General features: G+C 42.9%; 17 protein-coding genes. 16 read left to right on the top strand and 1 reads right to left on the bottom strand.

The window, feature by feature from the left end:
* Positions 1 to 61: 61 nt before the first annotated feature.
* From tyrR to L4C38_RS10505, 12 genes are all read left to right on the top strand, one after another.
* Positions 62 to 1606, top strand: a complete 1545-nt coding sequence (gene tyrR / locus L4C38_RS10560; RefSeq protein ID WP_428797504.1) for a transcriptional regulator TyrR — start codon at positions 62 to 64, stop codon at positions 1604 to 1606.
* Entirely contained in the window at positions 1606 to 2187 is a 582-nt protein-coding gene (gene rimJ / locus L4C38_RS10555; RefSeq protein ID WP_428797503.1) for a ribosomal protein S5-alanine N-acetyltransferase, read from the top strand. Before tyrR ends, rimJ begins: the two co-directional genes overlap by 1 nt.
* An 82-nt stretch (positions 2188 to 2269) precedes the next feature.
* Positions 2270 to 2743, top strand: a complete 474-nt coding sequence (locus L4C38_RS10550; RefSeq protein ID WP_428797502.1) for a DUF2947 domain-containing protein — start codon at positions 2270 to 2272, stop codon at positions 2741 to 2743.
* A 282-nt stretch (positions 2744 to 3025) separates the two neighbouring features.
* Entirely contained in the window at positions 3026 to 3163 is a 138-nt protein-coding gene (locus L4C38_RS10545; protein WP_428797501.1) for a 3-demethylubiquinone-9 3-methyltransferase, read from the top strand.
* Between the two features lie 192 nt (positions 3164 to 3355).
* Entirely contained in the window at positions 3356 to 4003 is a 648-nt protein-coding gene (locus L4C38_RS10540) for a GTP cyclohydrolase II (RefSeq protein WP_428797500.1), read from the top strand.
* 166 nt (positions 4004 to 4169) lie between these two features.
* A complete protein-coding gene (locus L4C38_RS10535; RefSeq protein WP_428797499.1) occupies positions 4170 to 5432 on the top strand; it encodes an imelysin family protein in 1263 nt (420 codons plus the stop codon).
* Positions 5433 to 5559: 127 nt separating this feature from the next.
* Positions 5560 to 6948, top strand: a complete 1389-nt coding sequence (locus L4C38_RS10530; RefSeq protein WP_428797498.1) for a di-heme oxidoreductase family protein — start codon at positions 5560 to 5562, stop codon at positions 6946 to 6948.
* A 7-nt stretch (positions 6949 to 6955) separates the two neighbouring features.
* Complete coding sequence (locus tag L4C38_RS10525) at positions 6956 to 7984, top strand: imelysin family protein (protein ID WP_428797497.1); 1029 nt, start codon at positions 6956 to 6958, stop codon at positions 7982 to 7984.
* Complete coding sequence (locus L4C38_RS10520) at positions 7965 to 9050, top strand: DUF1513 domain-containing protein (RefSeq protein ID WP_428797496.1); 1086 nt, start codon at positions 7965 to 7967, stop codon at positions 9048 to 9050. The genes L4C38_RS10525 and L4C38_RS10520 overlap by 20 nt, the downstream gene beginning before the upstream one ends.
* Positions 9051 to 9158: 108 nt before the next feature.
* Complete coding sequence (locus tag L4C38_RS10515) at positions 9159 to 10697, top strand: L,D-transpeptidase family protein (RefSeq protein ID WP_428797549.1); 1539 nt, start codon at positions 9159 to 9161, stop codon at positions 10695 to 10697.
* A 209-nt stretch (positions 10698 to 10906) separates the two neighbouring features.
* Positions 10907 to 11449, top strand: coding sequence for a peptidoglycan L,D-endopeptidase MepK (mepK, locus tag L4C38_RS10510; RefSeq protein WP_428797495.1), 543 nt, complete (start codon positions 10907 to 10909; stop codon positions 11447 to 11449).
* 88 nt (positions 11450 to 11537) lie between these two features.
* Positions 11538 to 12194: an MBL fold metallo-hydrolase gene (locus L4C38_RS10505; protein ID WP_428797494.1), complete on the top strand. Its 657-nt coding sequence runs from the start codon at positions 11538 to 11540 to the stop codon at positions 12192 to 12194.
* A 21-nt stretch (positions 12195 to 12215) separates the two neighbouring features.
* On the opposite strand, the gene L4C38_RS10500 is transcribed toward L4C38_RS10505, so the two are convergent.
* Positions 12216 to 12914: a DUF2982 domain-containing protein gene (locus L4C38_RS10500; protein ID WP_428797493.1), complete on the bottom strand. Its 699-nt coding sequence runs from the start codon at positions 12912 to 12914 to the stop codon at positions 12216 to 12218.
* 221 nt (positions 12915 to 13135) lie between these two features.
* On the opposite strand from L4C38_RS10500, the gene L4C38_RS10495 reads away from it, so the two are divergent.
* From L4C38_RS10495 to L4C38_RS10480, 4 genes are all read left to right on the top strand, one after another.
* Positions 13136 to 13507 (top strand): MarR family transcriptional regulator, encoded by a 372-nt coding sequence (locus L4C38_RS10495; protein WP_428797492.1) that lies wholly within the window; start codon positions 13136 to 13138, stop codon positions 13505 to 13507.
* 626 nt (positions 13508 to 14133) lie between these two features.
* Positions 14134 to 15258: a TRAP transporter substrate-binding protein gene (locus tag L4C38_RS10490; protein ID WP_428797491.1), complete on the top strand. Its 1125-nt coding sequence runs from the start codon at positions 14134 to 14136 to the stop codon at positions 15256 to 15258.
* Positions 15259 to 15400: 142 nt separating this feature from the next.
* A complete protein-coding gene (locus L4C38_RS10485) occupies positions 15401 to 15934 on the top strand; it encodes a TRAP transporter small permease subunit (RefSeq protein WP_428797490.1) in 534 nt (177 codons plus the stop codon).
* Positions 15935 to 15944: 10 nt separating this feature from the next.
* A complete protein-coding gene (locus tag L4C38_RS10480; RefSeq protein ID WP_428797489.1) occupies positions 15945 to 17228 on the top strand; it encodes a TRAP transporter large permease in 1284 nt (427 codons plus the stop codon).
* Positions 17229 to 17294: the final 66 nt, after the last annotated feature.

The raw sequence follows: 17294 nt of genomic DNA, 5'->3' as shown, positions 1-17294 counted from the left end.
ATCTAGGCTTAGAGGAAACTACTGTCAACTATTCCTGACACCTTAACTTAGGACTAATTCAGTGCGTCTAGAAGTTTTATGTGAAGACAGACTCGGTTTAACTCGTGAGTTGCTCAATATTCTAGCTGCGAGAAACCTCGATTTGCGCGGTATCGAAATTGATATTACCGGTATCATTTATCTTAACTGCCCTGATATTGATTTTGATACTTTCAGTGAACTGATGGCAGAAATTCGTCGAATTTCTGGAGTAAAAGATGTTCGTAAAATTCAGTTTATGCCAATGGAAAGGCATAATACTGAGCTTATTTCTCTTCTCAATAATTTACCAGAGCCCGTTGTTGCAATAGATTTAAGAGGCTATGTAGACATGGCTAACCAAGCCGCGTTGAGTCTATTTAATCTTGAAGAGCAAGAGGTCATCTCTCACCAAATCAGCCAGTTATTGCCAAGTTTCAACTTCACAAAGTGGGCTGAAGGCAACATAACGCGCCAACGTGAGAACATCGTGATTAATGGCTTAGACTATGTCATGGAAATTATGCCAGTCTACATCACGACAGAGGCGCAAGAGTCGATACTAGCCAGTACAGTAATGATCATTCGTGCCACGCAAGATAAATCATTATTAAAACAAATGCTGCCATTGCAAAGTAATCTTGGTTTTGAGCATTTTGTTGGTATCTCGAACCGCCACAAAGCACTTATCAGCCAAGCCAAGAAATTGGCTAATATGGAACAACCCTTGTTGATTCAGGGTGAGACCGGTACGGGTAAGGAGATGTTGGCAAGAGCTTGCCACAATCGCTCTGATCGCGTCGAACAACCATTTCTAAAAATCAGCTGTGCTTCAATGCCTGATGATGTAGCAGAAACAGAACTGTTTGGTCATGGACAAGGCATGTTCAATAATCAACTTGCACATAAAGGCATTTTTGAACAAGCGAATGGCGGAACAGTTTTCCTCGATGAGATAGGGGAGATGAGTCCGCACTTACAGATCAAACTGTTGAGACTGCTGCAAGATGGTCGATTCCGCCGTGTCGGTGAAGAGCATGAAGTGCAAGTTAATGTGCGGGTTATTGCATCAACTCGTCACAAATTGGCAGATCTAGCGGAGTCGGGCTCCTTCCGAGAAGATTTATTCTACCGTTTAAATGTATTAACCGTTCAGATCCCACCATTACGTGAGCGTACGACTGATATCGAACCATTGCTAGAGATGTTTATTGCTAAATATGTGACTCAGTTAGGAATGGGGCGACCTTATTTGACAGAAGATTTGATCGCTCAATTAACATCGTATAATTGGCCTGGAAATATGCGCCAGTTGGAAAATATGGTGCTTAGAGCCCTCACTGAACTGGAATCGGATACGTTGACCGTAGAACTGTTCCATTTGCCACAGGTCGAAGCATCAGTCTCCTCCGGAGCGGCATTGAGCCTAGATGGTTCGCTCGATGAGATTATGAAAGAGTACGAGTCAAAAGTGTTGGAGAGACTGTACCATTCATTCCCTTCAAGCCGTAAATTGGCTAAACGCCTTGCTGTATCTCATACTTCCGTAGCGAACAAACTGCGTGAATATGGGATCCGTAAAAATTGATGACACCAGTCAGCACACCACAACAAGTGTATGAAGTCGATGGTGATATCGTATTGCGTATGGCAGAGCCAACTGACGCTTACATGATTTTAGAGTATTTTCTCACCAATAGAGAGCACCTTAAAGTGTGGGAACCGAAGCGAGAGGATGAATTTTTCACCCTCTCTGCTTGGACACGAAGACTCATTAAACTCAATGAGTTACATAAACACGCGCTCGGGTATTATTTGTTGGTAATCGATAAACCAAGTGGGGCGATGTTAGGCACTATCTCGTTCAGTAATCTTACCAGATTTCCGTTTTATGCTTGTAACGTGGGTTATTCACTTAGTCAAGATGCGCAAGGGCAAGGTATAATGACTAGAGCGCTAAAACTTGCCGTTCAATACATGTTTCGTATGCAAAATATGCATCGGATTATGGCAAGTTACATTCCCCACAATACACGCAGCGAGGCGGTACTTTCGCGTGTTGGCTTTGAACGAGAAGGGTTTGCAAAGAACTATTTGTTAATTAATGACGAATGGTGTGACCATGTATTGACGGCATTGATCAACCCTGCATGGAAACCCGATCGATAACACCCGTTAGTGTTGTGGACCAAAACAAATAACCGAACAAGCCAGCGGAAAGGGTTGGCTGAAGTCTTAATTGAGGAACAAGATGTCTTATTTACCTTTGGAAAACTACCAAAGAAAATGGATTTTTACTCACCAGTCGATGCCAGTACCTGCGGAGGATCTAGAGGCGATCAAGCCAATGGATCAAGTTCGTTCAGCGCAGTTATGGAAAGATAACATTAGTGCTCAAAGCCCGGATGCAGAGCGATTGAGTTCTAGTGACTGGCCAATGAATGCCTCTAACTGGACGGAATCCGTGAATTGGATGAGTGCTTGGGATTCGGATGATGTAGAGCTTCCAGAAGCAGTCTTGCAGTTTATCGATTGGCAAGATGATGTAACAGTTTATTTTTGCTATGAAAAATATAATGTTTTAGAAACCAAGTGGTCGATATTCAAGAAACATTGGAAGAATTTTCTTTTCTATGATGACGGACCGATCTTAATTGCTCGACGCCGCAATGAAGCATTGTGGTTTTCTGACAATGGCCAGGTAAAACTCGGGCAGCGCGATTAAATTAGGTACTAAACTAAAGATTTAAAGGTGGGTTGATCTATTGGATTGACCCACTTTTTTTGTGTGTAAGATCTTTATTGGATCTTAATGAACTAGAGAAAGCAAGGCTATCTTTAGTGATATTAGTCCCATTTGTGTGACTAAATAGTGCGCAGATCGACTATTTTGTTATCATAGTTATTAATGAGTCAATTGAGCAAAAAATAAACTTTTAGTTTGGCTAATAATTAATAGGGAAGTGCTGTGGATACATTGTTATTACAATTGAAAAAGGACTTTTATATGAATATAAGTTCATTACAAGCATATACTCTTCCTCATAGCCAACCAACGTTGAATTTACTGACGGAAGAAGAACTCAAACAGCTAGAACACGTTTGGGTTGAGCTTTCGGTATGGCAACGTAACCAAGCTTATTAAATCAAGCGACATTCAGTTCAATTTTTAAAAGCCAGCATGCGTTCGTGTGCTGGCTTTTTTTGTCCGTTTTAACATCTAGCCCCCTATAGACGGTATAACACTGCATATTTTTTGTTATATTATAACAATTGTGATCTAAATATTGAATTATTGGTTAAGAGTCCTCATAGTTACTCACAGAGGGCGTTTGTAATGAATGCAGTAACACAAATAGATAGTATAAGACTTCAAGTGAGTATTGATATGGCGGATGTACGAGCCAGAGTTGGATTAAAAGTCGGTGTAGGAAGCAAAATCGATGCAGAGATTCTTTCCTTCAATGGATTGATGACGGATAAAGAACATGTAGCCGTTATTTTTAAACAAGCAGATCTCTCTCAAGGTGTTCCCTTAGTGCGCATGCACTCTGAATGTTTAACGGGGGATGTGTTTCATTCCTCACGCTGTGATTGTGGTGAGCAACTGGATGAGACCATTGAGCGTATGGGTGAAGCTGGTGGTATCATTTTATACCTCCGTCAAGAAGGGCGTGGTATTGGACTGTATAACAAAATAGATGCATATCGCCTGCAAAGCCAAGGTATGAATACCTATGAAGCCAATAATCATCTCGGTTTTGGTGATGATATGCGTGACTTTACCGAGGCGGCGCAAATGCTATTAGCTTTGGGGGTAGAGAAGATTCGACTGGTGACAAATAACCCTAAGAAGGTGAGCGAGCTAAAACAGCATGGCATTGAAATAGTTGAAGTTGTTAATACATTAGCGCATATCAAAGAAGGCAACGAAAGCTATCTGAAAGCTAAGATATCTCACGGGAAACATGTGTTAAAATTGTAAATTTCTCGCGAATAAGATTTGATAAAAACCTCATAATTATGAGGTTTTTTTGTTTTTACCTTGCAAATAAATTGTAAGTTTGTATCATTCGAAACCTTAGTGTTAATGATAATAATTAGCAATATAATTAGCATGTACATCTTCAAGCTCAACAAGGATTTTAATAATGAAGGTAAAAACCGTTTTGGCCCGCACTATTGCGACCGCTCTACTTGTATCAGGCAGTTCTGCATTTGCGGCTGACGTTACTCAACAAAAAGTTGTTGAGCATTACGCTGATTTAGCCCATGCAGTATTTTCTGACTCCCTTTCTACGGCTAATTCACTCGATAAGTCAATCGAAGCTTTCCTTGCTACACCAACAGAAGCGACATTCGCTAGCGTTAAACAAGCATGGCTTGAGTCACGTGTGCCTTACCAGCAATCCGAAGTATTCCGTTTTGGTAATGCAATTGTTGATGATTGGGAAGGGCAATTGAATGCATGGCCGTTAGATGAAGGTTTGATTGATTACGTATCTTCTGATTATCAATATGAATTGGGAAATGAAGGCGCGACGGCAAATATCGTGGCAAATAAAGAGCTAACGATTGGCGCGACGAAACTTGATGTGACCAAAATTACCCCTGAATTGATTGCTGAGCTAAATGAAGTCGGCGGTTCAGAAGCAAATGTTGCATCGGGTTATCACGCGATTGAGTTCCTACTTTGGGGGCAAGATCTTAACGGGACTAATTCAGGTGCTGGAGAACGTGCTTACACCGATTTCGTTGTGGGTAATGAGTGTACCAATAGTAACTGTGACCGTCGCGGTGAATACTTACGCGCGGCTGCCGATCTTTTAATTCAAGATCTCGAGTGGATGGAGAAGCAGTGGTCAGCAAGTGAATCCGGTAACTACCGCGAAGAGTTACTTAACGGTTCTGCTGAAAACGGTCTACGCAAAATGTTATTTGGTATGGGGTCACTCTCTTTGGGTGAACTAGCGGGTGAGCGAATGAAAGTGGCGCTAGAGGCGAACTCTACTGAAGATGAGCACGACTGCTTCTCAGATAATACTCACAACTCTCACTACTACAACGAGCAGGGTATCTATAACGTATACACGGGTACTTATGACAAAGTTGATGGTAGCAAGTTAGAAGGTCCTGGTATCTATGCGCTCGTTGCTGAGAATGATCAAAAAGCAGCGGATGAAATTCAGAAGCAGTTTGATAAAACTCGCGCACAGGTTGGTCAACTTGTGACTGCTGCTGAGCAAGAAAATCAGCATTTTGATCAACTGATTGCCGCGGGTAATACTCAAGGCAACGCGTTAGTAAACGAAGCTATTATGTCGTTAGTTGCACAAACTGCATCTATCGAACGAGCGGCAAAGTTGATCGGTATTGATAGCCTGAACCCTGATACGGCAGATCACGAATTTTAATTCGATCAATTATCCAATATAGAAAAGGGCTCATATGGGCCCTTTTTTGTCCAACCACATGAGCATGCCTGACCCCTTTTATCAAAACAATATTCGTTAGGCTTGAAGCAATAAAGAGATCACTGGAATGATGCGGTACTTTAAATCTTATTTGGCCTCAATGTTAATTTTGTCTGCGTCTACGTTCGCCAACGAAGTAAAAACAGGCGGAAATACAGCAGTAAAAAAAGAGGGGGCGAATGCTTTCTCGCTCCCTGCAGGAAACTTACCAATGAGTAAGCGATTGGATTTTAGCGTTGGTAACAGCTTCTTCCGTAATCCTTGGGTTCAGGCTCCAGCCTCAACGGATGCACGAGATGGCTTAGGTCCACTATTCAATACCAATGGCTGTCAAAACTGTCATATCAAAGATGGGCGAGGGCATCCACCTGAAGCGGGAGATATGCACGCGGTGTCAATGCTAGTTCGGTTAAGTATTCCAGCGATGTCACCTGAACAAAAGCAAGCTTACATTAAAGATGGTGTGATTCCTGAGCCTACTTATGGTGGACAGCTACAAGATTTCGCGCTGCAAGATCAAACACCAGAAGGTAAGATTGAGATCACTTATAGTGATGTGCCAGTGACGTTTGCTGATGGCCACAAGGTGGTACTGCGTAATCCAAATTTAACTATTACCGATCTTGGCTATGGAGATATGCATCCAGATACCATGATGTCTGCCCGCGTCGCCCCACCAATGATAGGGCTTGGTTTGCTTGAAATTATCCCAGACCAAACTTTGCTTAAGTGGGTTGCAGAACAAGCGAGCAATAGCGATGGTATTTCCGGTAAGGTTAATCGTGTTTGGGATGTACAGAAAAACGATTTTGCGATTGGACGATTCGGCTGGAAAGCTGGTCAGCCAACGCTAATGCAGCAAAATGCGGCCGCATTTAATGGTGATGTAGGTTTAACCAGCAACTTATTTCCGAATGAAAACTGCACGACCACGCAAAAAATTTGTCAGGAATTGCCGAACGGTGGGCAGCCTGAAGTCAGTGACAATATTCTAAATTTTGTTGAGTTTTATACCCAGCACCTAGCCGTACCAATTCGCCGTAATACCGCAGAGCCTCTGGTAAAGCAGGGACAAGATCTATTCAGTCAAATGGGCTGTCAAACTTGCCATAAAACCAATGTGAAAACTGCCAGTAGTACTGAACGCCCAGCCTTATCAGAGCAGGTTATTCACCCATATACCGATATGCTTTTGCATGACATGGGTGACGGGCTTGCTGACAACCGTCCGGAGTATTTAGCAACAGGTCGTGAATGGCGTACACCGCCACTATGGGGACTTGGCTATACCGAAGAAGTTAATGGACATACATATTTCTTACATGATGGGCGTGCGCGCTCAGTTATGGAAGCAGTGCTTTGGCATGGCGGTGAAGCTGAAGTCGCGAAGCAAAAAGTGCTTAAGCTAAATGCCAGTGAGCGTGAAGCACTATTAGCATTTTTAAACTCATTATAGGTGGTGTATGAAAGCGAAGGTTGCAATAAGTTTAGTTGCTGTCGCTTTGGCTGGCTGCCAATCGAATTCGAAACTAGAACTTGTTCCACAACAAACCAACCACATTAGCCAAGGGGTTTATGAAGTTGAGTTTGCGGCTGCTCGACATTTCAGTCAGCAGACTCAATTACTTGTGCAGGCGGTGAATGCTTATTGCCAAACAGGACAGGATATCGATGTAGTTGCTCAGATGTGGCACACAAGCATGACAAGTTGGATGGCGCTGCAAGGTCAAGAGCGTGGACCACAAGCAGCACTTGAACAAAGTTGGAATGTTCAATTTTGGCCAGATAAGAAAAACACCACGGGTCGTAAAATGTCAGCATTACTTCGCCAAAGCAATCCAGCTTGGCAAGTGAAGGATATTGCCGAACAGAGTGTTACGGTTCAGGGGATGGGAGCGTTAGAATGGTTGATCTATGATCCGGCTTCTGATTTCAAAACTAATGTAAATACTTGTCAACTTGGTGGCGCGATCAGTCAAAATCTAGCCAACAATGCAGGGCGAATTGCCCAAGCGTGGCAAAGCAATCCTTGGATTACACTGCCACAAAAGGATTGGGATTCTGAATATATCGCCTTATTGTCGAATCAGCTTGATTATAGCATCAAGAAGTTAAGCCGACCGTTAGCTAAGGTTGGTAAGCCACGTGCATATTTTGCTGAATCGTGGCGTTCGGAAACATCAATGCTGAATTTAAAAGCGAATGTCGTCGCTATGCAGCAATTATATCTTGCCAATGGTAGCGGCTTAGATGCGCGTTTACGTCAGGTGGATAAAGGCGGCTTAGCTGATCGCATTGTCGCTCAATTTGAATTGACCGTGAAAACATGGCCGACGGATAGCAGTTTATTTACTTTGCTTAAAACGAAAGAAGGCTATCGGATGGTAATGGCACAATACAACAAGTTAGAGCATTTAAATTATCTTATTCACGAAGAAGTGGCGCTCGAATTAGGTGTCGTAATAGGGTTTAATGCAACCGATGGTGACTGATAACACACGTAGAATGCTGCTTAAGGCAGCATTATTTGGTGCAGCTGCACCAATATTGCCTTTTGGTTGCACTAGCATGATGGTGCCTAAACCAGCTTTAATTGGCTGCGCTTTAAACGGTCGTGAGCGTTTTAGTGTGGTTGTCGCTGATCAGCATGGCAAACCTATTCGACAACTGCCATTGCCTAGTCGTGGTCACGGTATTGCCGTGAATTCTATGCGAGGTCATGCGGTTGCCTTTGCGCGTCGACCGGGTGCCTATTTTATGGTGTTTGATTTCCGTTCAGGAGAGATTATTCATCTGCGCAATTCCGCGAGTACGCGCTATTTCTATGGTCATGGAGTTTACTCGAATGATGGGCGTCTGCTATTTGCCACAGAAGGAGATCGCTCAAACAGTCGAGGAATTATCGGTGTTTATGATGTAACAGATGGCTATAAGAAGTTAACTGAATTCACCAATTTTGGTTTGGGACCTCATGAAGTGATTATCATGCCTGACGACACTTTAGTGGTTGGCGTTGGAGGTGTGCATACCAACGGTCGTACACCACTAAACCTCGATTCAATGCGACCAAGTCTTAGCTATTTATCGGCAAATGGTGAAGTGATAGAGCAACAAACACTCTCTGATAAACAGCTGAGTATTCGTCACTTAGCACACGATGGCGACAAAACCGTGCTGTGTGGGCAGCAGTATCGCGGGCAAGAGGATGAATATCCGCCGCTGCTGGCTATGCATCAAGCTGGGGGGGATCTTGTGCCACTTCAGGCGGAACCTGAGCAATGGGCCCGGTTTAATCATTATATTGCCAGTATTGCCGCAACTAAAGAGTGGATCCTTGCGACCTCTCCACGAGGTAATTGTTATGGGATCTGGTCAAAACAAACTGGTAATCTTGTTGAAATATCATCGTTACCAGATGCTTCTGGTGTTGTCGCGAGAGATGGACATTTTGCGGTGAGTTCGGGTTCTGGTTCGGTATTGTCACAATCTCAGCCTAGGGAAAAATCGTCAATTTTCACTGCTATTCAATGGGATAATCACTGGAGTGCTATTAGTTAAATATCCGGTAATTCAATTTCTTAGAATGATAATGAGTTAAACAAATCCGAGTAATTGAAAATACTCTGCCATACTTAGTTTTATGATATAAAAAAAGTGTACAGAATGATGTTACGAGGAAGCCTCCTACTCTTTGTTTTAGCCCTACAGGCTCCTCTGGCTTGGGGCACGAGCTATTTCGAAAATATTGGTTGGGTCAAGGCAGGTGATTCGAACGCAATTGGTTTGCAGTATTACCAACTTGTCGAAGATATATACCGTAATAATGGTAAACAACTGATTTGGTTTGATTTGCAGCAAAGCAGCCAATTGGAATTTCAATTGGAATTGATTGATGTTGCTGATGTGAGCCCGCTGTTCTCCAAACAGTTGAGTAAGTTGAGGTTTTATCGCAAGAGTAATCGCTGGTATGAGTACGATTTACTAGCGACAGATAGCATGATCGCGTACATGAGTTATGCTGAACTCGCCAAGCAACACGGCAAGCAATGGTTTTTCGACAATAGAATCATGCAATCATTACCGGTCCCAACTGTTCAAGCTATGGCATCTCTTAGTGCCTCAATTCAATCACAACAATTGGGGGCGTTGATTGACTCCTATACGCCCGATTCAGATAGCTACCACTCGTTGATCAAAACGTATTTACGGATTGCGAGTGAGCGCGATGAGATTTTGTCGCTCTATACTCAAGATACTCAGCTGAAGCGGGTGGGGGATATAATCGAAAACCGTGAATCTCTGTTACTACGGCTACAAAAAGTGGATGTTGAGGTCAATGGAATCAACCCTGATGTTGGCTATTTTGATACTAAGTTAGAATTTGCTATCAAGCAGTTTCAGCGTATGCATGGTCTTAAGCCGGACGGTATTATTGGTCCCAAAACCAAGCGATGGTTGAACAAGAGCAGTGATGACCGTTTAAAAATGATCGCTATCAACGCCGAGCGAACACGTATTTGGCCAGAGCAACGAAATACGTTGATTGTGATTAACGTTCCGAGTTATCAGATAACGTATTGGTATGGTGGAGAGGCGGTATTTGAATCTCAAGTGATTGTGGGAAAAATATCGCGGCAAACACCAGTAATGACGACAAAGCTCGATTCGATCATTGTTAATCCAACCTGGAATGTGCCGTGGAAAATCATGGTTGAGGATATCATCCCGCAAGTCCAACAAGATCCAGAGTACCTTGATAGGAAAAACATCAAGATAATCCCTAATTGGACATCAACTGAATTTGTCAATCCAAGCTTAGTTGATTGGCAAGGAACGAACCCTAAAGCGTTTCCTTATCGAATGAGGCAAATGTCAGGGGAGAGTAATGCGCTAGGTTTGTATAAATTTAATACACCGAATAGACGTGCAATATTCTTACACGACACGCCAAGTAAGCATTTGTTTGATAAAGAATCACGTGCGTTTAGTTCAGGCTGTGTCCGTGTGCAGCATGCGGACAGATTTGCGATATTGTTACTGGAAAATCAAGGCTTGAACGTAGAAAGGATGGAACAAGCGGGAAACCAGTCAAATAAAGCGATTCCGTTAAGAACGCGTATACCTGTACATATTATCTACCAAACGGCATGGGCAGAGGGAGGAGTGGTGCAGTATAGGGAAGATGTTTACCACTTAGATCGTTGATCTCGAGGTAAACATCACAAGACGGAAAATTTTACAATTCTTTGCATTTAATATTTTATAAATAATTTACTAATTAGTTCAAGAAGTAACCTTTAAGCCTGTCATTTAGACGACTTCTTAGCACGTTTTATGCATTTGCACTTCATAACAGACTTCGGTAGTGTCGCTCGCAGCGCGAAATCCATATAAAGTTATGAAGGTTATTTAAAGTGCAGGTATCACGTAGAAATTTTATTAAGTTAGCCGGTAGTGGGTTAGCGGTGGCGAGTTGCGCTCCGAGTATCGCGATAGCGTCTTATCCAGATCTCGCTCGTTCTCTGGCACTGAGTAATGTGCACACGGGAGAGTTATTAGAAACGCGCTATTTTGATGGCAGTAAATATCTACTCAATGAAATGACACGTATTGATAAAATTTGTCGTGATTTCAGACGTAATGAAGTACATAAGATGGATAAACATCTTTTTGACCAGATTTCGCTTATTCAAGCAGAGTTGGGAGTTGAAGCTGAAGTTCAAATTATTTCAGGCTATCGATCACCAGCAACCAACAATGCCTTGCGGGCTCGCTCTAGTGGTGTAGCCAAAAAGAGTTACCATATGCTGGGTCAAGCCATCGACTTTCGTTTAGACGGCGTGAACCTCAAAAAGGTGCGCGATATTGCTCGTGAGATTAAAGCCGGTGGGGTTGGATATTATCCAAGCAGTGGCTTTATTCATGTGGACACTGGTCCAGTCCGTTACTGGTCTTAACCGTTGCATCGGCGATAACTAACCCTCTTGAGGTTAGCTAGCTATCGTGGCATAGTTCAGCCAGATTCGCTATTTATAAGGTTTTTCTATGTCTTTGAAGTATCAGGTAGTTCCTGTCACCTCCTTCTCTCAAAATTGTTCTATCGTATGGTGCGATGAGACAATGAAAGGGATCGTCATTGATCCAGGTGGTGACGAGAAGCAACTAGCGGTATTGATAAAAGAATTAGGTGTAGAAGTCGAGAGTTTAGTGCTGACACATGGTCACTTAGATCATGTGGGTGGTACACAGGCGCTGGCTGAGCTACTGGATGGTAAGCGTGTTGTTGGCCCTCATAAAGAGGATAACTTCTGGTTACAAGGTTTAGAAGGACAAAGCCAAATGTTTGGTTTCCCTTTAACCGAAGCATTTGAACCCGATCAATGGCTCAACGATGGTGACACGATCAGCTTTGGTAACCAAGTTATGGATGTCATCCATACTCCTGGGCATACACCGGGTCACGTGACGCTGTTTAGCAAAGAAGCGCAGCTAGCGTTCGTTGGTGACGTTTTGTTTAATGGCGGTATTGGCCGTACGGATTTCCCTAAAGGGGATTTTAATACACTGATCACCTCTATCAAAACCAAGCTATGGCCATTGGGCAACGACGTTCGTTTTGTGCCGGGACATGGTCCAGAATCAACGTTTGGGCGTGAACGCGTCTCTAACCCATTTGTTGCTGACGAAATGCCGCTTTACTAATTTCGCTTAATTAAAGTTATTCTAAAGGTCGCTTTCGCGGCCTTTTGTTTTATTAGGCTGCTGTGTCGAAGCGGCTAAGTAGCGGCGCATTAAGCCAACAAATTCCTCTGCCGGTCTATCAAGATCGCTAGTTGAGATAAATATATCGTAATCATAAAATGTTCTCTGATATGCCATTCGATTGGCAAGTATGGCTTGTAAACCAGTGTAGATTTGCCCATTTTGAGCATGGAAAGGACGAGAATTTAACACTGCATCCTCAAATCGTGAGATTTGGTTTTCTTGCTTGAATCCAAGATACAATAATGCTCTTTGCCCCAACAAAATCTCAGATGAAATACGCGGACATATACTGTCTAAATATGGCGGGTATTGCTTAAGCTTGATGCCTATCCAAGGTAGTGGTTGATACCAACCATCATTGTGGTGCTGACAAATACCGATTTTAACAACGTTATTCCAACAGACTACCCACCCGCCTTTAGCAAAGTGTTGTTGAAAATGACTGAGCGTTAGTGTGTAAGCAACTGTTGACTGGCGGATGAGCAATTTGAGTGCATAGAAGGCGGCAATCAATACCAGTATTCCGATGATCAATTGTTGCCAATTATTTGAAAACCAAACGATAGCCATAACGGTAATGCTAATCGTAACAAACACCCAAGGTTGGGTTAACGATAAGCTTTTAAGCCGGTGATTGTATAAGTGTGCGGTTTTCATTCACTTCCCATTCTCAACCTTATGATGTAAAAAATCTGTCCTTGATGTGAGAAAAATCGATCATTGTAAATATTGACTATTTTGTAGACTTCCACCAACTTACCGCAGGCTTTTGTCGCAGAAATATATCGATTTCCTGTCATTAATCGCAAATTTTTGGTATAAAACGCGCTTCAAATTTTGACCACTGCTCGGTATGCAGTGAAATGGAGAAACACTCGATGAGACTTGCTCATAAGCGCAAAGTGCAACTGAAACTGCAAAAGCACATTAAAGCGACAGTTGCGAACATCCAAGCAACTAAAAAAGCTAAGCCTGTAGTTGAGAAGAAAGTCGCTGTAGCGCCAGCAGCGAAGAAAGTCGTTGCAGCTAAACAATCTGACGTTGCTCTAACTCCGAAGCAACAACAAGTACTAGATATCGTTGTTGGTAATACTGACGGCATCAATCCGAAAGGTATCGGCCTAGTTGCTGGACAAGAAGAAGCCAAAGCCGCTTCTTGGGCAACAGGCGCGCTTAAAAAGCTACTAGAAGAGAATCTAGTTGTGAAAGAACAATTAGCTGGCAACAAGGTTATTTATAAAGCGCTTTAATTCGCTTGTTAATGTTTATTCTTTATAGACCCCACTTGCTGGGGTCTTTTTTTATGTTTGGATATACCCAAGTGACTTCAGGATTCAGAGCCTTGTCACTGGTTCCAGTTCAAGGAAAACAACGACGTGGAATAGCGATCTATTTCCGAGTTGTTTGACGAAAAAATGGTTCCAGTGACAGGCTCCCGAAGGGCGAGTTTGTTAGGTTCGCATACTAGGTTATCGATTCTTAATTTAGAGCGACTAGATTTTCAAATCGACGCCTTGCCTGCAAACCTAACAACTCTCGCTGAACTAAGCATCTTGAGGTTACTTGGGTATAAATATACATAATAGAAACGTCTATATCACAATATTTAAAATATCTGCAAACTTCCCGCGCGACATCTACGTAAGTATTTATTCTCTCAACTGTATTTCGATAGTCTGAAATTTCAATCATAAATTCAATCGGATATATATTTTATAGCGAATGGATTACGTATATATACGTAGTTTAATGCTAGTTAATCAAATGGGTCTGTTAAATTTGTCAGTGTTCACGCCGATTTTTTATTGCTCTTGAATAAGCGATGCTGTTCTTGAACAGTGTCGCAAGGACGCTTATTGAAACAAAGGACCTGATAATGAGAGCATTAAATTCATTCTTAGATGGAAAAATAAAGTTAGGCATTGCAACACTGGCGGCATCAGTCGCGTTGGTCGGTTGTGGTGAAGAGTCCAAGCAAGAGACTGCGCAACAAGAAGTACAGCCGGCGAAAGTTTTCAAGCTTAAACTGGCAGAAACTTGGGGACCAAACTTCCCAATTTTTGGTGATGCAACTAAAAACATGGTGAAAATGGCCGAGGAAATGTCAGATGGTCGCCTAATTATTACCATTGACTCTTCAAACAAACACAAAGCGCCACTTGGTGTGTTTGATATGGTGAAGTCAGGTCAGTATGACCTTGGTCACTCAGCGTCTTACTACTGGAAAGGTAAAGTTCCTAACACTCTCTACTTTACTTCTATGCCATTCGGCATGTTGCCGACAGAGCAGTACGCTTGGTTCTACCACGGTGGTGGTATGGAGTTGATGGAAGAGGTGTACGCACCACATAACTTACTTTCATTCCCTGGTGGTAACACTGATACACAGATGGGGGGCTGGTTCCAAAAAGAAATTAATTCTGTTGATGATCTACAAGGTCTAAAAATGCGGATCCCAGGCTTTGCGGGTGAAATCCTTGCTGAGTTAGGCGCAAAACCGACCAATATTGCCCCAGGTGAACTGTATACCTCACTAGAGCGTCGTACTATCGACGCATTGGAGTGGGTTGGACCTTCACTAGACCTACGTATGGGTTTCCACAAAATCGCGCCATATTACTACACAGGTTGGCATGAGCCAGGTACAGAACTTCAGTTCTTGGTAAACAAACGTACTTGGGAAAGTTTACCTGCGGATCTTCAATCCATTTTGGAAGTCGCGATGAAGACGGCTGCATACGATATGTACACTCAATCTAAGCACGAAAGTGGTAAGAACTGGGCGTCTATTCAGTCTGAATATCCAAATGTTCAAGTGAAGGATTTCCCTGCTGAAGTGATTTCTGCACTAGGTGAAGCGAATGAACGTTTACTTGCAGAGCACGCAGCAAAAGATGAGCTAGCGAAGAAAATTCAAGATTCGCAAGCGGCTTATATTGAACAGGTTCGCCCATGGTCTAACATTTCACACCGTGCGTACCTAAATAGCCAAGCTGAATAATACAAGTATAAGATGTGACACAGTCACACGAAGCCCAAGAAAAGCTATACCTGAGAAATCTCCTGCAGGAGTCACTTGGGTATATAAGCTCCACCGGTCTCATGACCGAGTGGAGCACTTTTGAAGTTCCATGGAGTTAGGAATGAGAAGTCTTATATATATAGAGCGGATATTTAATCGTTTCGGGGATTTACTAGGCTGGCTTTCTAGCATCCTATTTATCCTGCTACTTTGTAATGTTGTGTACGATGTCGTGATGCGATACGTGTTCAATGATGTGTCTATTGCGTTCCAAGAGATGGAATGGCACCTATTTTCTGCTGTGTTTTTGATTGGTGTACCATACGCGATTAAAGCTGGTGGTCATGTTCGTGTGGATTTATTTTACGAGCAACTATCTAACAAAGCTCAAGCAATAATCGATTTACTCGGTACCGTCTTTTTCCTCCTCCCTTTTTGCCTACTGGTTGCTTGGTATGGTATCGATTTTGCCAAAGAAAGTTACGCGCTGAACGAAATGTCAGGTGATCCGGGTGGTTTGTCATACCGTTGGATTATTAAAGGTATGATTCCATTATCATTTTTATTTATGTCAATAAGCGGTATTGGACTTGTTCTTCATTCGCTTAACCGAATTTTTAATCCCCACCTTATGTACACAACAGTAGAGAAGTAGGAGGCAACAAATGGTCGGTATTGTAATGTTTTTTGTTGCCCTATTTGCATTGTTGCTAGGGTTTCCAGTTGCGTTTACCTTTGGTGGTATCGCACTTATCTTCGGTGTTTGGGCAGAAGGCTTCGATATGTTTGCTTTCATGCCGTATCGAATTCAGTCCATCATGGAAAACACAGTATTGATGGCTGTGCCTCTGTTTGTATTTATGGGGCTTGTTTTACAGAAAACTCGATTGGCGGAGCAGTTGCTTGAGTCAATGGGGAAACTGTTTGGTGGTGTGCGAGGGGGTATTGCAATTTCAACTGTCCTTGTTGGTGCGCTTCTTGCGGCATCAACAGGGGTTGTGGGTGCATCGGTTGTCGCCATGGGGCTTATCTCATTGCCAGTCATGCTCAAGTATAACTACGATAAAGGTTTAGCCTGCGGCACGATCTGTGCGTCAGGTACATTGGGGCAGATCATTCCGCCATCGATTGTACTGATTTTACTTGGTGACGTATTAGGCGTTCCAGTTGGCGATCTGTTCCAAGCCGCTATCTGGCCTGGTCTTATGTTGGTTGGGGCGTTCGTTGTTTATATTCTTATCTACGCGAAGATGAATCCTGATGCGGCACAACCGATTGAACGAGATGAGAGTATTAGCCGTAAGCGAGAAGTTTTTAATGCACTGAAAGCGGTTATTCCGCCATTAGCACTGATTGTTGTCGTACTTGGCTCTATCTTCGCTGGCGTGGCTACGCCAACTGAATCAGCGGCATTGGGTGGGGCTGGCGCACTTGTACTTGCGTTACTATATAAGCAGTTTAGCTGGCGCATGGTTTATGAGGCGTCGAAAGAAACGGTAAAAGTAACAGCAATGGTGTTTGCTATCTTACTTGGTGCGACTGCATTCTCGATGGCATTTACCTACACAGGTGGTGATCACTTAGTTGAACAGTGGATGCTGCAAATCCCAGGCGAAAAATGGGGCTTCCTAATTATCACAATGTTGGTGATATTGGTGCTTGGCTTCTTTATTGATTTCGTTGAGATCTGTTTCATCATTGTGCCTATTCTTGCCCCTGTTGCGGAGCTACTTGGCATTAACATGACTTGGTTTGCGATCCTAGTTGCGATGAATTTACAGACTTCATTCCTTACGCCCCCATTTGGTTTTAGTTTGTTCTACCTTAAAGGGGTTGCGCCAGCAGGTGTCACAACCCGCGACATTTATCGAGGCGTGATGCCCTTTATTGCTATTCAGATAGCGGTGCTCGCAACTATTTTGGTATTCCCAGGATTTTACGGAATGTGATCATGTGATTATTGTTAATGTCATGTAAATGATACAGTAAAGCGGCTTACCTTAGTAAGCCGCTTT

The organism is Vibrio kasasachensis, from assembly GCF_050337565.1.
GTDB classification, from domain to species: Bacteria; Pseudomonadota; Gammaproteobacteria; order Enterobacterales; family Vibrionaceae; genus Vibrio; species Vibrio kasasachensis.
This window is presented reverse-complemented; position numbering and strand designations above follow the sequence as displayed.

What these genes read in the sequence shown, in the direction of transcription:
- L4C38_RS10550 (WP_428797502.1), top strand. Translation starts at nt 2,270, where the DNA reads ATGTCTTATTTACCTTTGGAAAACTACCAAAGAAAATGGATTTTTACT.
- L4C38_RS10520 (WP_428797496.1), top strand. Translation starts at nt 7,965, where the DNA reads ATGCAACCGATGGTGACTGATAACACACGTAGAATGCTGCTTAAGGCA.
- L4C38_RS10505 (WP_428797494.1), top strand. Translation starts at nt 11,538, where the DNA reads ATGTCTTTGAAGTATCAGGTAGTTCCTGTCACCTCCTTCTCTCAAAAT.
- L4C38_RS10525 (WP_428797497.1), top strand. Translation starts at nt 6,956, where the DNA reads ATGAAAGCGAAGGTTGCAATAAGTTTAGTTGCTGTCGCTTTGGCTGGC.
- L4C38_RS10500 (WP_428797493.1), bottom strand. Translation starts at nt 12,914, where the DNA reads ATGAAAACCGCACACTTATACAATCACCGGCTTAAAAGCTTATCGTTA.
- rimJ (WP_428797503.1), top strand. Translation starts at nt 1,606, where the DNA reads ATGACACCAGTCAGCACACCACAACAAGTGTATGAAGTCGATGGTGAT.
- L4C38_RS10490 (WP_428797491.1), top strand. Translation starts at nt 14,134, where the DNA reads ATGAGAGCATTAAATTCATTCTTAGATGGAAAAATAAAGTTAGGCATT.
- L4C38_RS10485 (WP_428797490.1), top strand. Translation starts at nt 15,401, where the DNA reads ATGAGAAGTCTTATATATATAGAGCGGATATTTAATCGTTTCGGGGAT.
- L4C38_RS10535 (WP_428797499.1), top strand. Translation starts at nt 4,170, where the DNA reads ATGAAGGTAAAAACCGTTTTGGCCCGCACTATTGCGACCGCTCTACTT.
- L4C38_RS10530 (WP_428797498.1), top strand. Translation starts at nt 5,560, where the DNA reads ATGATGCGGTACTTTAAATCTTATTTGGCCTCAATGTTAATTTTGTCT.
- L4C38_RS10540 (WP_428797500.1), top strand. Translation starts at nt 3,356, where the DNA reads ATGAATGCAGTAACACAAATAGATAGTATAAGACTTCAAGTGAGTATT.
- L4C38_RS10480 (WP_428797489.1), top strand. Translation starts at nt 15,945, where the DNA reads ATGGTCGGTATTGTAATGTTTTTTGTTGCCCTATTTGCATTGTTGCTA.
- L4C38_RS10515 (WP_428797549.1), top strand. Translation starts at nt 9,159, where the DNA reads ATGTTACGAGGAAGCCTCCTACTCTTTGTTTTAGCCCTACAGGCTCCT.
- L4C38_RS10495 (WP_428797492.1), top strand. Translation starts at nt 13,136, where the DNA reads ATGAGACTTGCTCATAAGCGCAAAGTGCAACTGAAACTGCAAAAGCAC.
- L4C38_RS10545 (WP_428797501.1), top strand. Translation starts at nt 3,026, where the DNA reads ATGAATATAAGTTCATTACAAGCATATACTCTTCCTCATAGCCAACCA.